General features: G+C 42.1%; 18 protein-coding genes. 11 read left to right on the top strand and 7 right to left on the bottom strand.

The features are described 5' to 3' along the window. The first annotated feature begins 105 nt into the window (after positions 1–105). From DW981_RS02720 to DW981_RS02670, 10 genes are all read left to right on the top strand, one after another. Positions 106–1,080, top strand: a complete 975-nt coding sequence (locus DW981_RS02720) for a Gfo/Idh/MocA family oxidoreductase (protein WP_022025027.1) — start codon at positions 106–108, stop codon at positions 1,078–1,080. Between the two features lie 4 nt (positions 1,081–1,084). Beyond that, complete coding sequence (locus DW981_RS02715; RefSeq protein ID WP_118506695.1) at positions 1,085–1,714, top strand: hypothetical protein; 630 nt, start codon at positions 1,085–1,087, stop codon at positions 1,712–1,714. Between the two features lie 600 nt (positions 1,715–2,314). Next, positions 2,315–2,887 (top strand): M48 family metallopeptidase, encoded by a 573-nt coding sequence (locus tag DW981_RS02705; RefSeq protein WP_022025025.1) that lies wholly within the window; start codon positions 2,315–2,317, stop codon positions 2,885–2,887. Between the two features lie 14 nt (positions 2,888–2,901). Next, positions 2,902–3,588 (top strand): response regulator transcription factor, encoded by a 687-nt coding sequence (locus DW981_RS02700; protein WP_118506712.1) that lies wholly within the window; start codon positions 2,902–2,904, stop codon positions 3,586–3,588. Positions 3,589–3,684: 96 nt separating this feature from the next. Beyond that, positions 3,685–4,605, top strand: a complete 921-nt coding sequence (locus DW981_RS02695) for an ABC transporter ATP-binding protein (protein WP_118506693.1) — start codon at positions 3,685–3,687, stop codon at positions 4,603–4,605. Positions 4,606–4,629: 24 nt separating this feature from the next. Further along, positions 4,630–5,592 carry an ABC transporter permease subunit gene (locus tag DW981_RS02690; protein WP_118506692.1) on the top strand — a complete coding sequence of 321 codons (963 nt, stop codon included), beginning with the start codon at positions 4,630–4,632 and terminating at the stop codon, positions 5,590–5,592. Beyond that, the gene (locus DW981_RS02685; RefSeq protein WP_118506691.1) at positions 5,589–6,494 is read left to right on the top strand and encodes a HAMP domain-containing sensor histidine kinase; all 906 of its coding nucleotides are present in this window, start codon (positions 5,589–5,591) and stop codon (positions 6,492–6,494) included. Before DW981_RS02690 ends, DW981_RS02685 begins: the two co-directional genes overlap by 4 nt. A gap of 168 nt (positions 6,495–6,662) precedes the next feature. Beyond that, positions 6,663–7,655, top strand: a complete 993-nt coding sequence (locus DW981_RS02680) for an aldo/keto reductase (RefSeq protein WP_118506690.1) — start codon at positions 6,663–6,665, stop codon at positions 7,653–7,655. A gap of 44 nt (positions 7,656–7,699) precedes the next feature. Further along, positions 7,700–8,077 carry a hypothetical protein gene (locus DW981_RS02675; RefSeq protein WP_022025018.1) on the top strand — a complete coding sequence of 126 codons (378 nt, stop codon included), beginning with the start codon at positions 7,700–7,702 and terminating at the stop codon, positions 8,075–8,077. Between the two features lie 208 nt (positions 8,078–8,285). Then, positions 8,286–8,807, top strand: a complete 522-nt coding sequence (locus DW981_RS02670) for an isochorismatase family cysteine hydrolase (RefSeq protein WP_022025017.1) — start codon at positions 8,286–8,288, stop codon at positions 8,805–8,807. A 39-nt stretch (positions 8,808–8,846) separates the two neighbouring features. On the opposite strand, the gene DW981_RS02665 is transcribed toward DW981_RS02670, so the two are convergent. The 7 genes from DW981_RS02665 to DW981_RS02635 form a co-directional block, all read right to left on the bottom strand. After that, positions 8,847–9,053, bottom strand: a complete 207-nt coding sequence (locus tag DW981_RS02665; protein WP_118506689.1) for a hypothetical protein — start codon at positions 9,051–9,053, stop codon at positions 8,847–8,849. Between the two features lie 44 nt (positions 9,054–9,097). Continuing rightward, complete coding sequence (locus tag DW981_RS02660; protein ID WP_118506688.1) at positions 9,098–9,322, bottom strand: hypothetical protein; 225 nt, start codon at positions 9,320–9,322, stop codon at positions 9,098–9,100. A 260-nt stretch (positions 9,323–9,582) separates the two neighbouring features. Next, on the bottom strand, positions 9,583–10,128 hold the full coding sequence (locus DW981_RS02655) for a manganese catalase family protein (RefSeq protein ID WP_279220173.1): 546 nt from the start codon (positions 10,126–10,128) through the stop codon (positions 9,583–9,585). 58 nt (positions 10,129–10,186) lie between these two features. After that, the gene (locus DW981_RS02650) at positions 10,187–11,290 is read right to left on the bottom strand and encodes a recombinase family protein (protein ID WP_182434103.1); all 1,104 of its coding nucleotides are present in this window, start codon (positions 11,288–11,290) and stop codon (positions 10,187–10,189) included. Positions 11,291–11,295: 5 nt separating this feature from the next. Next, positions 11,296–11,661 (bottom strand): recombinase family protein, encoded by a 366-nt coding sequence (locus DW981_RS02645; RefSeq protein ID WP_118506711.1) that lies wholly within the window; start codon positions 11,659–11,661, stop codon positions 11,296–11,298. A 508-nt stretch (positions 11,662–12,169) separates the two neighbouring features. Next, on the bottom strand, positions 12,170–12,688 hold the full coding sequence (locus DW981_RS15540; protein WP_243034644.1) for an SHOCT domain-containing protein: 519 nt from the start codon (positions 12,686–12,688) through the stop codon (positions 12,170–12,172). 273 nt (positions 12,689–12,961) lie between these two features. Next, positions 12,962–13,360, bottom strand: coding sequence for a helix-turn-helix domain-containing protein (locus DW981_RS02635; RefSeq protein ID WP_118506685.1), 399 nt, complete (start codon positions 13,358–13,360; stop codon positions 12,962–12,964). A gap of 530 nt (positions 13,361–13,890) precedes the next feature. On the opposite strand from DW981_RS02635, the gene DW981_RS02630 reads away from it, so the two are divergent. Further along, a complete protein-coding gene (locus DW981_RS02630) occupies positions 13,891–14,118 on the top strand; it encodes a helix-turn-helix transcriptional regulator (protein ID WP_118506684.1) in 228 nt (75 codons plus the stop codon). Positions 14,119–14,252 lie beyond the last annotated feature (134 nt).

Genomic DNA, 14,252 nt, shown 5'->3' with positions numbered 1-14,252 from the left:
GTGTCTGTGGTAACTGGTGCTGCGACGTGTGGTGGCTGATGCTGCAGTGTCTGTGGTGACTGGTGCCACAACATACATTGAGGATTCAAAGGAAAGAGAGAACTTATGGCAGAGATTAAGTGGGCGGTTCTTGGGACAGGTGTGATTGCAAATGAGATGGCGGCTGCGTTGGCAAAGGGTGGACGCAACATTTATGCGGTGGGCAACCGCACGCACTCGAAAGCTGTTGCGTTTGCTGAGAAGTATGGGATCGAGAAAGTGTATGATGATTTTGAGGAAATGTTTACCGATCCGGATGTGGACGTGATATACATTACAACGCCCCACAATACGCATTTGCCGTTTATGGAGAAAGCCTTACGTGGCGGCAAGCATGTTTTGGCGGAGAAATCGATCACATTAAATAGCGCAGAGCTGGAACGAGTACGTGCGTTAGCAAAGGAAAAGAAGCTGATCTTGGCGGAGGCAATGACGATCTATCATATGCCGCTGTATCGTAAATTACGTGAGATTTTGGCTTCCGGACGTCTTGGCAAGGTGAATCTTATAACGATGAACTTTGGCAGTTTTAAGGAATACGATATGCAAAATCGATTTTTCAATCGTAATCTTGCTGGCGGTGCGATGCTTGATATCGGTGTATATGCTTTGTCGTTTGTGCGGTGGTTTATGGAGTCTAAACCGGACGTCGTGCTTTCGCAGTATAATCCGGCACCGACCGGAGTGGACGAGTCATCGGTTTTCGTACTCAAAAATGCAGAAGCGCAAATGGCAACAGTGGCATTGAGTTTGCATTCGAAGCAGCCCAAAAGGGGAATGATTTCCTGCGAAAAAGGTTATATTGAGATCATGGAGTATCCGCGCGCAGAGGAAGCGGTGATCACTTATGTTGACGGAACGAAGGAGACAGTGCGTGCCGGTGCGCATGAGGATGCACTTATGTATGAATTGCAGGATATGGAAATGGCGATCCAAGGAGATACATCGCACATATATGCAGAGTATACGGAAGAGGTCATGGAGATCATGACAAGTTTGCGCCGCGAGTGGGGAATTGTTTATCCGGAAGAGGAGGCATGATTTCATGGAAGAGCGATTGAAGGTTGAGGTGCAGATTTCCTCGTATGATGCAAAAGGGCTGCAATGTTTTGTTGCAGAGCAGATACAGAAGTATCGGCCGGAGGAATCCGGTCCTAAGAAAATGTTCAAAAAGGTTGCGGGCTCTTTGGTTAAGAGAATACCATGCCAGGCAGAATTGCAGCTTGCATTGAATGTGCTTAGTGTCCCGGCGGTCAATCGTAATTTATCTCGTGAAGCGACGGAGGCGGTCAATCATTGGCTGGCAGGTGTTGCAGGTACAGATGGGAAAGAAGACGAGAGCGTTTTGACGATCGACAGATTTTCCTGTCAATTGCACGGTGAGAAGATGGATTTGCAGGCAGATGTGAGTGGATTTAACCTGGAACGGTTATTGGACTGTCTGTTTCCCCAAGGAGACAGCGTGGGAATCCGGGTTTTGCAAGGAATCCGTAACAACATTTCCGAACAGGAATCTTACCAATTACTGGAATATATAGTGTGGTGGGCGAATGAACATCGAGTGTATCAACTTGCCCTGGATGCATTGCAGCAAGAAGAGGCTCCACAATATAAAGCGCTTCGCCAGATTCAACCGCATATTGAATATGTGCACGTGATCAGAGACAACACTTAAGTGCCTCAAACTTCCCATACCGGAAGTTATTGCACAACCACATATTGCTTATTATGTCAATGACTATATAGCATTTTGCAGCCACCAAGGAGCGATTTCTGCCATCAGAGAGCTATAGTAATTGCCTTGCCGCATTTTCGTTTTTAGTGATTTCTAGATTTTGTTGTCTCTGATGATTGATTTACATGCCTTTCGGAAACTTGAAGTCCCGGAAGCAAGGTAATCATCATTTTTGAAAGGGACTTTGCGCTCGTCGTTACTTATGTCTCGTATTTCAGAGACATTAAGTAACGTAACGTAGCGCATCGTAGCGAAAGCGTCCCGTCCAAAAATGGATGATACCTTGCTAAACCGGGACATCTCAGACATTCCTTCAGGCATGTATTTATCAGAGACATAACAAAATAAGAAATCACATAAAAACTCTGCGTTCTTTGGCAATTATCTTAGTTCTCTGATGACAGAACAATTTAATATATTGGCTGCAAAATAGTTTTTTAATGCTGACATAATAAGCAATATGTGGTCGCGGCGGATTTGAGGTATGGGAAGTTTGAGTAGGCGAAATGAGAGGTTAAAGGAAGAAAGGAATATCGGCTTATGATGTATCAAATAGGAAATATTCCGGTGCAAATTGTCCGCTCCCGGCGTAAAACGATTTCATTGGAGATCAAAAAAGACTGCCGGGTGGTGTTACGTGTGCCAAATCGGATGCCGAAGCGGGACATTGTTCGATTTTTGAACGAGAAACAAAGCTGGCTGGAAGAAAATTATGCAAAGATGGTGCAGCGAAATAAAGTGCGAATGGCGGCTAAGGCAAAGTACCATTTATCGGACAGTAAAATTCATGAGCTTGCAGAGCAGGCGGTTGAGGTGGTGCCAAAGCGCGTGGCGCATTATGCGGCCCGGATGGGTGTGACTTATGGACGCATTACGATCCGTCATCAGAGAACCCGTTGGGGAAGTTGCAGCAGCAATGGCAATTTGAACTTTAATTGTTTGTTGATGTTAGCACCGCCGGAAGTGCTGGATTATGTTGTGGTGCATGAATTATGTCACCGCAAATACATGAATCATTCGAAGCAGTTTTGGGCAGAAGTGGCAAAGGTGATGCCGGATTATAAAAAATGCGAGCGCTGGTTAAAAGAGGAAGGCAGCTTGCTGATTGGGTAATATTGGAGAGAAAAATGTATACTATTTTGACCGTGGAAGACGATTTACATATTAATAATTTATTGAAGGAAGCGCTTGGCAAGGCGGGGTATGCCTGTAGTCAGGCGTTTTCTGGGACAGAGGCTTTGTTGTGGTTAGAACACAATGAATGTCAGTTGATCTTGCTGGATCTTATGTTGCCGGGATTATCCGGCGAAGAAGTGCTGCAGCAGATCCGGCAAACAAGTAATGTGCCGGTCATTGTGTTGACGGCAAAGGGTGAGATGGAAGAAAAATTGGATCTGTTGACAAGTGGTGCAGATGATTATATGACAAAGCCTTTTGACGTGAAGGAAGTCATTGCCAGAGTGCAGATTCAATTGAGACATTTGCAGCATGGCGCAGGTGAAGAGTCCACACATTTAAAATGTCGAGGGATGGATTTGGATAAGGAAACGCATCGAGTGATGATTGATGGTCAAGAATTGGGACACTTGACGCGACAGGAATTTGCAATTTTGGAATTGTTATTGGAACATCCGGGGCAGGTATTTAGTAAAGAGGCAGTGTTTACTTATGCTTGGCAGGAGGAGTATATGGGGGAAACCAAAACATTGGATGTTCATATCAGCAATATTCGCAAAAAGATTAAGAAAATTACAGAGCAGGAATATATACAAACGGTATGGGGAATCGGTTATTGTATGGTCGCGCATTTATAAATCTTTACTATTTCTTTACTATTTCTTAGCGATATATTCGGAAATGGCAGTTATGATAGTCTATGTAAAACAAGAGAGAGCACAGAAAGGATGAATATGAGCGAAGGCAATAGAGAAATGTTATTGAAAACGAGAGGTTTGACGAAGCAGTTTGGCAAACATGTTGCAGTTGACCACGTGGATATGCACATACGGCGGGGTGCGATATATGGATTTATCGGCAGGAATGGTGCAGGCAAAACGACGGTTTTAAAGATGATCGCGGGATTAGCGGACCCAACTGCTGGCGAGTATGAGATATTTGGCTGTTCCGGAAAATCATTAGCGAAAGTACGGTCGAGAGTGGGATGCCTTATTGAGCAGCCGGGATTGTATCCGAATATGTCAGCGCAGGACAATCTTATGATTAAGGCAGAGTTGTTTGGAATCCGTGATAAAAAATATGCAGAAGAATTGTTGGAATTAGTCGGTCTGGTACATGCCGGGCGCAAAAAGACAAAGCATTTTTCGCTTGGTATGAAACAGCGGCTTGGTATTGCTTTGGCTTTGGTAGGCAACCCGGATTTTTTGGTGTTAGATGAGCCGATCAATGGGTTGGATCCGCAAGGCATTGTGGAGATCCGTGATATGTTGCAGTGTTTGTCTGAGGAACGAAATATTACAATATTGATTTCCAGCCATATCTTGGAAGAATTATCAAAGCTGTGTACGGATTTTGGGATTATTCACAATGGTGTGTTACTACAGGAGATTTCGCAGGAACAGTTGATACAGCAATGCAGCAAACGATTGGAACTTACATTAGATCAGCCGGAGCAGGCGATGCCGATTTTGGATCGACTGGGAATAACTCGTTATGAGATGATCGATGTCAACCATTTGTATTTGTATGAACGGCTGGAGGATAGCGCGCAGATCAATGCACAGTTGGTTGAAGCGGGGGTGTTTCCGAGGGAATTACGGATTTACCAGGAAGAATTGGAACGTTATTTTTTGAATATGACAGCAGAAAAATAGGTTGTCGGTGAAAGGAGCAATAATATGTGGAATAGTATTCGCATGGAATTATATAAAATATTTCGGATGAGATCTTTTTGGGTGATCAGTATTATTATGATCGGCTTGGTTTTTATGACAACAGAGTTTAACTGTGATGATATGAAGGCTGCGAGACAGGAACAAAGTGCATCAGAGGGGAATATTTCGGGACAGGAACAAAGTACATCAGAGGGGAATGTTTCGGGACAGCAGAACAAAGATGGTCTGCAGACAAGTGAATCGAAGAAAAAGGACCAGGCAAATCTGGAAATAGAGTCAGCGAACGATAATAACGCTACAATATTTTTTGGTGTTTCCGAGGACACCAGCGAGATGGATGCAGAGTCAGTAGAAGTCTTAGATATGTTTTTATTGCATTTGAAATCGGGTATTTTGACAATGATGGCGCTTATTTTTGCGATAATGTTTGTGATGTTAGATATCAAAAATGGATATATCAAAAATATTGGCGGGCAGATGGAACATAGGCGTCACCTTGTGTATGCAAAGTGGATCGCCATGGCGATATATACAGTCGTATTTGATCTGATCAGCTTGGCTGTGCAGAGCATTGCGGTATACAAAACATTTCATTATATAAAATGGGGTGATGTGACAAAATATTTGCCGGAGATTTTACTGGGAATGGCATTGCAGTATGTGTTTTTGATCCTTTGTATGACGATCGCAATGCTTATTCGAAGTATGGCATTTAGCATGACATTGGGAATGTGTTTGATCATGGGGGCGGCACCGGTTGCCTGCATGGGGATTTCTGCGGTGATAAAGAAATTGTTTGACAGAAGTGTAGACTTGCAGCCGTATTTGCTGACGACCAAAATGAAAACATTGCAGATTGACATGACTGCAACAGAAATTCGCAATGTGTGCTTGTTAGTGGTCGGCTATTTCATAGTGATGTCTTTGATAAATATAATACAGATAGAAAAGAGGGATTTGGTATGACGTGGTATGTGGCAGTATCGTTGTCCGCGTTGGTGGTAATGTCCTATTTGTTGGTCAAGGTGCGGTGGCAGATGCGCAAGCTGGAGGAACAACTCCGGTTTGTGCAGGACAAGCAAAGTGATGGGATATTGGTCAGTGATATTCGTATATTGGGGATTGGCAAATTAACGGATTCATTGAATGAGATCTTGCAAAAGCAGCGCAGCAACAGGCAGGAGTGGGTGCAAAAGGAGAAAAGACTTGTGCAGACGTATACCAATCTGTCACATGACATTCGCACACCGTTAACCTCCTTGGATGGGTATTTTCAGTTGTTGGAGGATACAGAGGATGCAAAGGAGCGAACACGTTATTTGCAAATTATTCAAGAACGCATTCATGCGTTGCGGGATATGTTAGAAGAGTTGTTTACTTACACAAAATTGGAAAGCAGAAGTTATGAGGTTCCTTTGACAAAATGCGATTTTGGAGCATTGGTCAAAGAAGCCTTGTTTTCGTATTATAATGAGTGGCAAAAACAACAGATGGAACCGCAATTACAGCTTGAGGAGGGCGCATTATGGGTGCTTGGCAATGATCAGGCAATGCGCAGAGTGCTGCAAAATGTGATTAAAAATGTATGGGAACATGGTGGCAGACATGTAAAGATCGTTTTGTCAGAGCAGGAGGGAGAGGCATGCCTGCTTGTACAAAATGAAGTGATGCACCCGGAATATATTGATGTGGAGCGGATATTTGAACGGTTTTATAAGGCAGATCTGGCGAGGAGTACCACGTCGAGCGGACTTGGAATGGCAATTGCACGTCAGCTTGTAGAACAGATGAATGGACAGATCACAGCAGATCTGCAGGAAATATATTTTCTATTTGCTTGCAGTTTGTATGTATACGGTCATAAATAACGGCACAGGATTTCTATGCCTAATGGAATTTCCGGGGAACTCCTGAGATGAGTACGTCGTGTTTGTTATGGAAAAAATGATTGGGATAGATTCTATGTAAAATATATGATACACTGAAAGAGAATTGTGACGTTATGTTGTTATTTTTGGAACAGGAGGAAACAGAAAATGTATTTGCCGAGTGATAAGAGATATGACAAAATGATCTATTCGCGTTGTGGCCGCAGCGGGTTAAAACTGCCTAAAGTGTCTATGGGATTATGGCAGAATTTTGGGCATCAGGGTCGTTTCAGCGATATGGAAGAAATGGTACATACAGCGTTTGATCTGGGGATTACACACTTCGATCTGGCGAATAATTATGGGAATCCTTATAATGGAAGTGCAGAGGAAAATTTTGGGCGGATATTAGACCGGGGAATGCGTGAATTTCGTGATGAACTTTGCATTTCAACGAAGGCGGGTTATGAGATGTGGGACGGACCATATGGTGATCGAAATGGTTCTCGCAAATACTTGATCGCTTCCTTGGATCAAAGTTTACGACGGATGAAATTGGATTACGTCGACATTTTTTATCATCATGTTTTTGACCCGGATACTCCGCTTGAGGAGACGGCACATGCGTTGGATCAGATTGTTCGTCAGGGCAAAGCATTGTATGTGGGAATCTCGAATTATAATGCAGAGCAGACCGAGAGAATGCAGCAACTGCTTACGGACTTGGGGACGCCGTTTATTGCAAATCAGCCGTCATATTCGATGCTTAACCGTCAAGTGGAAAAGGATGGTCTGGATCAATACGCGTTGGCGCATGGGATTGGACTTGCTGTCTTTTCTCCATTATCACAGGGATTTTTAACAGACCGATATTTAAATGGGATTCCAACAGATTCGCGCGTGGGAAGAGGAAATACATGGCTTGGAGAACAATTGAATAAAGAATTGGTCAGCAAATTGCAACAGTTAAATACCCTCGCCGAGCGACGGGGACAGACGCTTTCTCAGATGGCATTGTCTTGGTGCCTGCATAATCCGGCGGTTGTCACAGTACTTGCCGGCGCAAGCAGAAAGCAGCAGATCATTGATAATGCGGCTTGTATAGAACATTTAGAGTTTAGTGAGGAAGAATTGCAGGAGATAGAACAAATTCTTAAGTGATAAATGAGATGGGGATGCTGGATTTGCCAGGGAGGAGAAATGTTATGGAATTATGCGGATTTTTAGCAGGGGATGGAACTTTTACATTTTGTGAATGTTGGCAGCATGTGGCATCTGCCCAAAAATTGGTACAGGAGACCTATGGCGAATATTTGACAGGTATCAGAGCTGAGAACTTTTTAATGGAACAAGGCTATGTTGTTTATTATGCGAATAGCGTGCAACATCGTTTTTGCATAGGATTTGGTGCGAAAAGCAGAATGATGCTATTGACGGCAGAACAAAAGGATTTCATTGTGGCAAATCTCTCAAATGCACTTACTGTAGAACAGCGTAAATCGATGGAAGCATTGCTGCGGCAAGACGAGGAGTGTCAAGAGAAGAGCGTTTTGTCGAGAATGGAGGCAAAATATTTGCAGTGATTTTGTCCTTACAAAATGTTAGTAAACGTACCCCGTAATAAGTATTATGGGACTTTGGCGTACATTCGGGTGTGGGAAGTTTGAGTTATTGACATAATAAGCAATATGTGGTTGTGGAGGACTTGAGGTATGGGAAGTTGGAGTTGTTAATAAACAGAACGTTAGAAGCTTTTTAAGCTTGATATAGTTGGAAAGGAAAAGTGAATTTATGAAAGTATTAATTGTTGTAGATATGCAAAATGATTTTATTGACGGTGCACTTGGCACGAAAGAAGCGGTTGCTATTGTACCTAACGTTATTGAGACAATTAAGGGCTTTGAAGGAACGATTTTATACACGAAAGACACACATTTTGATGATTACATGGATACGCAGGAAGGAAAAAATCTGCCGGTGCCACATTGCATCAAAGGAACCGACGGTTGGAATCTGGCAGAGGATATAGAGACGGTGAAATGCCCACAGGACAAAGTGTTCGAGAAGATGACCTTCGGCTCCAAAGAGTTGGGAGACTATTTACAGAGACTGGCTATTGAGGAAGACATTGAAGAAATTACGTTGGTGGGGCTGTGTACGGATATTTGTGTTATTTCCAATGCATTGCTCGTTAAAGCGTATTTACCGGAAGTACCGGTTGCTGTATTGCAGGATTGCTGCGCCGGTGTCACGCCTGAAAGCCATAAGAATGCTTTAGAAGCAATGAAGATGTGCCAGATCGAAGTGCGGTAATACAAAAAATACCACCATGTCATCTCCGACTGGTGGTATTTAATCCCAAATTATTTCAGGTTTAGGCTGTTCTGTTTTTGGCACCGTTCCATACTTCTTTATTGTATAATCAAAGTTATCTTCGACACATTTTAACAGTTCCTCTGCATAGGCATCCTGATCAAAATCTATATCATTTGGATGATTTGGGTAATATCCAAAATGCTCGATAAATTTCATACTGGCTTCCTTATGTTTTTGAGTCATTTTATCCCTCCTTTAACTTTTGGGTAGCGTTGTCGCCTTCTAATTTATTGTCTACTTATCACAGTAGCAAATCTATTTCTCGCGGCCTCATCTTGTGGGCGTATTATTATTTTTCCATCTTTAGCACACTCTCGAAGATGTTCTTTGTAGTCTTCTATTCCCGTATAACAATCATAATTAAACCCCAGACTCTGTCCGGTCTTTTCCTTTAACTCTTTATTTAATTGTGATATCTCTTCATCTGCAGCTATCATGTTCAATATTGTCATTTTACAATCTCCTTATAAGCATCATACAACTATCGCGTATCCCAATTTACTGCCTGACCACATATTGCTATTTTGCCAATAAAATAATAACAATATGTGGATCGGTCAGTAACCTCCGATATGGGAAGTAGTTAGTAATTATAACATAATATTTTATCAATTTGTGGGTTGGAATGCAATGCCTTCAACCCAATGTAATTTTAGCATGATTTTTTATCAATCTGTGGGTTGGAATGCAATGCCTTCAACCCAATGTAATTTTAGCATGATTTTTTATCGATCTGTGGGTTGAAGGCATAGAAGTTGCGTGAGTCTCGTTCATCCTGTACTTTGCGGAGCGCTTCACCAAAGCGCTGAAAATGAACAATTTCACGTTCTCTTAAAAAGCGAATCGGATCTGCAATCTCTGGGTCCTTCACAAGACGGAGAATATTGTCGTAAGTTAAGCGTGCTTTTTGTTCAGCCGCCATATCTTCGTAAAGATCTGTGATCGTATCGCCGGTGCTCTGGAACTGGCTGGCACTGAAAGGCTCGCCGCTTGCGGCCTGTGGCCAAATGGCTAAGGTGTGATCGATATAATATTTGTCAAATCCAGAAGCCTTGATTTCTTCCGGGGTAAGATTCCTGGTTAATTGGCAGATGATGGTTGCAACCATCTCTAAGTGGGCCAATTCCTCGGTGCCGATGTCAGTCAACGTTCCGGCCGCAATGCGGTTTTCCATGGAATAACGCTGTGACAGATATCGCATGGAAGCACCAATTTCGCCGTCAGGACCACCGTACTCGGATAGTAGCAATTGCCCCAAAATGTCTAAAATGCGGCATTTGTTATATAGATATCATAATGGAGTTTCGGAGAAACTCCTAAGATGAGCACTGTGTGCTCATTATATCATCAGACAGAAATGCAGAAAACTGTTGTTTCTCACGATTCCATTCAAAATGATCAAATATTTTTCGTATAGCGGTGGCTTTTTGCTCTGTGGTAACAGATTCATCTTGAATCAATCGGATTATTTCCCCAAAATCAACTTTCTTGCGATTTTGTTTTGGAGCGATAGGTGTTTCTAAGGTAGCTAGCTTGGCTTCCAGTTCGTTCTGTCGTGCCATGATCAATTGCTTATTTTCTCGGTATTCATCGAGTGTGTCTACTCCGTTTCGGTATGCTTCTTTTACGCGCTTGAGTTTTACGCTCAAGCTGTCAAGTTCGGATTGAGTACGTTTCACCTCAAGGTCATCCGTTTCCGCTCCGGCTTGCTCGCTGTATATATAGTAAAAATCGGAGGCGGCAAGGGACTGTAGTGCAGATAAAACTTCTTGGATCGCTTTGGCTTCTGTGATACTGCTGGTGGAACGACACACTCCTTTAGCATGCTTCCAGCAATTAAAAAAATGCACATCACGGTGATAGCCTAAATTGGATCCGCATTCGGAACAGGCTATCATGCCTGACAGCCAATGCCCGGCAGTAACGGAAGTTCGTTTGCGGCCAAATCCACCATGTTTTCTTGCCTTGCAGCGCTTGGCTTGTGCCAATCCCCATTGCTCATCTGTAATGATCGGCTCATGCTTTCCGTCAACTATGATAATTTCATCCTCATTTTTACGCTGGTGATTGTTTCTGTCGTAATAGTTCCAACGGATCTTCCCGATATAAAAGGGGTTATCCAAGATGTATGCGACTGTTTTTAACTCAAATTTGCTACCCCTGTTGCTACGATAACCGAGAGCATTGAGCTTGGCAGCGATGTCAGCCATTGCCATATCATCTTTCGTGTACATATCATATATGTACTTAACGATGTCTGCTTTAGGTGGGTCTATTTCGGGTATGCAGCCTTTCTTTTTGATGTAACCTAGTGGCGCATTGCTGTTGTAACCGCCTCGCAGAGCATTTTCCGTCATTCCACGATGAACTTCGCCGGAAAGGTTATATAAATAAAATTCGTCCGACCATTCGATCACCATCTCGATCAAACGTCCATACATACCTCGATAATTGGCTCTGATACACTCTGGACATCTACATTGCATTTCTTGCGCAAGATTGATTTGTAATAGGTCGATTCGTCAATGTTGCGGGCGAATCGTGAGAATTTCCATACCAGCACAACATCATATGGATGTGATTTCTCCTTGCAGGTGGCGATCATTTCCTGAAATGCCGGGCGTTTACTGGCATTTTTGCCGGAAATGCCATGCTCTTCTACGTATATTTTGGAGATAAGCATATTGTTTCTAGCTGCATATTCTTTGATTTCACGGATCTGACTATCCGGGGACAGTTCTTCTTGTTTGTCAGTGGATACACGCACATAGGCGCAGGCTGTTTTTATCATATTCACACACTCCTTTGGTATAATTTATAAAAATGTGTATAAAAATAACACATCTTTGCAAAATGTGCCTGTGTGTGATATAATAAGCTTGCTTAGGGCGTGTTTGTATCACCAGACACGTGTTGACTGCCTCTGGTCGTTGACCGGGGGCAGTTGACTTTTACAGCAGATTTGCTATAATACACTTAACAAGAGAGCCAAACGCTAGGTGCAGACTAGCCGCCGGCATAAATAAGAAGAAAAAAGTAACGCCTTACTTTGTCGAAGCTGGGGCGTTACTTTTTGCGTATAAGCGATATAACAAGAGTAATCACTGCGCAAAGCATAATCACAAAAGTAAATAAATCACTGTATGTAACCATTGGCATCAGCCCCTTTCGTAAAGTCCGGTGGCTGTCGTAGCACCCTTTGGCTCCCCAGTTAAATGTACATTATTATGTTAATCAATAAAAAACTCCGGGTCCGAAGGACGCCGGAGTACGTTCCAAATCACTCCGGAATATCACAATTAAAGTAACTCGCTTTTCTTTTTGTCAAATTCTTCTTGCGTGATTGCTCCAGAATCTAATAATTCCTTATACTCTTTAATAAGTTCAATGGTATTAGCATTATCGGATATAGAATCTTGTTGCTTTTTCTGTCGTTCGCGCAATTCCCTTTGTGCTTTTGCATTTATTGCTTTTTGCTGTTCGCTTTCTTCCTTGCTTTTGCCGCAACCGCAATTGGTAACATAGTCGGCGTTTATTCTGTGGCAAAAATAGCATTCCCAATCGCCATCATTCATGCTGTTTTTGCGATGCTCTGCAACGAAAGAATTAGCTGCGCTAGAGAGCGGTAAATACTCTGATGATTCGTATTCGGAATGATGGTATACTGTTGGTTTGGATAAAGCAACAAGAAGAGCGATGAGCCCGAAAAAGAATCCCCACCAGAACCAATTTTCATCATATCCTTTATTTTCAACGATTTTGTTTGTTGCAAATCCCCAAATGGCGCCTTGAACCGCCCATATAATTAGATAGATCATTTTGTACCTCCTAGATTTTCATAATTTGTTGTGATGTGCTGTCAATTCGATGTCGTTGACGTTAATGTTTGCAGTTTCGAAGTCGTGATTAAGTATGTGTCTTAATTCGTGTTGATAGGCCTGTAGCCGTTTTTCGTGGGAAATTCTTGCATTGAGAAAAATGCTATAACTGCCATCTTCATTGACCGTTACTGATGCAGGTACAGAATTTCCAAAGTCGATTAGAAAACTATTAATATCATCGTATATTTGCGTCACCCCCTTAGTCTATAATTATGAATTACCCTGCTCTTTACGTTTTAATGCCATTAACATGCTATGCACAGTTTGCAGATCTTCGGGATCTGCGTCTCTGGCTGCGTCAAAGAGTAAGGATAGTTCTTTGTTGTCATAAATCTCTTGTGCTATTTTGCTTGTTTCTGGATTGAGATAGTAATCATCTGTATTACTGGCAGATTTTTCTTCTAGCAAGTCGGATTTCATAATATGAAAATAATCTGCAAGCAATTGTATCTTATCCATACGTGGAAGTTTTGCACCTGTACACCAATTTGATACGGTTGAAGAACTCAATCCTAAATCGTGCATAAGATCCATTTGGTTTTTGCCTTGCGATGTCATATAGTGTTTAAGGTTTTTTGCAAAAATTTTTTTATATTCGTTTTCTGCCATATGATACAACCTCCTTATAAGATACTAATATCATAAAAGCGAGAAAAATACAACAAAAAGTAAAAAAAATCTCGCAAAAAGGGTTGACATCTCGCTATTAGCGAGGTGCAATGTGTTTGGAAAGGAGGAAAACGATGGCTAATAAAAAGAAGAAAGACAAAAAGAAAAAAGCTATCAACTTATGAGATATTAAGTCTTATAATAGAAGCGGTCGGAGTACTCGCAACGCTCATTGCTTTATTAAAAGACTGAGTTGATAGCTAGGGTGGGAGGGGCGAAAGCCCCAACCACTTGAAGTATAGCACATCGTATATAATAATACAATGAAAAGCAGTGATAAGATTAGACACACATTGACTGTAATTCTCTGTTTAGCAACTATTGTAGGTGTTAAAATGGGGATGCCTATTCCGGTAAAGATATGTATGGGATTTTTAGCAGTAGTGTTACTGGTGATGATTCTGTATAAGCTAATGAGTAGAGATTAGGTAAGAAGGCTGACCTATCGGCTACACGGGGAGAAAGGAAAGATGGAAGTGTTACAAATTAGTTTGGCGGCGGCAAGGGTTAATGCAGAAATGACACAGGAACAAGTGGCAGAAAAAATGCAAGTCGATAGATCTACTGTTAGAAGATGGGAAAAGGGAGATAAAATTCCTGGATATGATGAATCGAAAAAATTATCGGCTATATATAATATACCATTAGACTATATTTTTTTTGAAAAAAATCTCGCTGAAAGCGAGAGCTGGCGCTGATTGACAAACCTCGGTGCTAACGTACCGAGATAACCTCGGTATTTTTTGTATGATATTGCCATCAAAACGAAAGGAAAGAAATTGTATGGTAACAACAATAAGATTGCCGGAAGAATTACATAGCAAGTTAAAAA

It is taken from the genome of Clostridium sp. AM49-4BH (assembly GCF_003478335.1).
GTDB lineage: Bacteria > Bacillota > Clostridia > Lachnospirales > Lachnospiraceae > Butyribacter.
The sequence above is the reverse complement of the archived record's forward strand: the minus strand, read 5'-3'. Positions and strand labels throughout refer to the sequence as shown.

Coding starts and splice junctions, on each gene's coding strand:
- DW981_RS02690 (WP_118506692.1), top strand. CDS start 4,630: ATGTGGAATAGTATTCGCATGGAATTATATAAAATATTTCGGATGAGA.
- DW981_RS02685 (WP_118506691.1), top strand. CDS start 5,589: ATGACGTGGTATGTGGCAGTATCGTTGTCCGCGTTGGTGGTAATGTCC.
- DW981_RS02670 (WP_022025017.1), top strand. CDS start 8,286: ATGAAAGTATTAATTGTTGTAGATATGCAAAATGATTTTATTGACGGT.
- DW981_RS02645 (WP_118506711.1), bottom strand. CDS start 11,661: ATGATAAAAACAGCCTGCGCCTATGTGCGTGTATCCACTGACAAACAA.
- DW981_RS02665 (WP_118506689.1), bottom strand. CDS start 9,053: ATGACTCAAAAACATAAGGAAGCCAGTATGAAATTTATCGAGCATTTT.
- DW981_RS02715 (WP_118506695.1), top strand. CDS start 1,085: ATGGAAGAGCGATTGAAGGTTGAGGTGCAGATTTCCTCGTATGATGCA.
- DW981_RS02695 (WP_118506693.1), top strand. CDS start 3,685: ATGAGCGAAGGCAATAGAGAAATGTTATTGAAAACGAGAGGTTTGACG.
- DW981_RS15540 (WP_243034644.1), bottom strand. CDS start 12,688: ATGATCTATCTAATTATATGGGCGGTTCAAGGCGCCATTTGGGGATTT.
- DW981_RS02635 (WP_118506685.1), bottom strand. CDS start 13,360: ATGGCAGAAAACGAATATAAAAAAATTTTTGCAAAAAACCTTAAACAC.
- DW981_RS02675 (WP_022025018.1), top strand. CDS start 7,700: ATGGAATTATGCGGATTTTTAGCAGGGGATGGAACTTTTACATTTTGT.
- DW981_RS02720 (WP_022025027.1), top strand. CDS start 106: ATGGCAGAGATTAAGTGGGCGGTTCTTGGGACAGGTGTGATTGCAAAT.
- DW981_RS02680 (WP_118506690.1), top strand. CDS start 6,663: ATGTATTTGCCGAGTGATAAGAGATATGACAAAATGATCTATTCGCGT.
- DW981_RS02705 (WP_022025025.1), top strand. CDS start 2,315: ATGATGTATCAAATAGGAAATATTCCGGTGCAAATTGTCCGCTCCCGG.
- DW981_RS02700 (WP_118506712.1), top strand. CDS start 2,902: ATGTATACTATTTTGACCGTGGAAGACGATTTACATATTAATAATTTA.
- DW981_RS02630 (WP_118506684.1), top strand. CDS start 13,891: ATGGAAGTGTTACAAATTAGTTTGGCGGCGGCAAGGGTTAATGCAGAA.
- DW981_RS02660 (WP_118506688.1), bottom strand. CDS start 9,322: ATGACAATATTGAACATGATAGCTGCAGATGAAGAGATATCACAATTA.
- DW981_RS02650 (WP_182434103.1), bottom strand. CDS start 11,290: ATGGTGATCGAATGGTCGGACGAATTTTATTTATATAACCTTTCCGGC.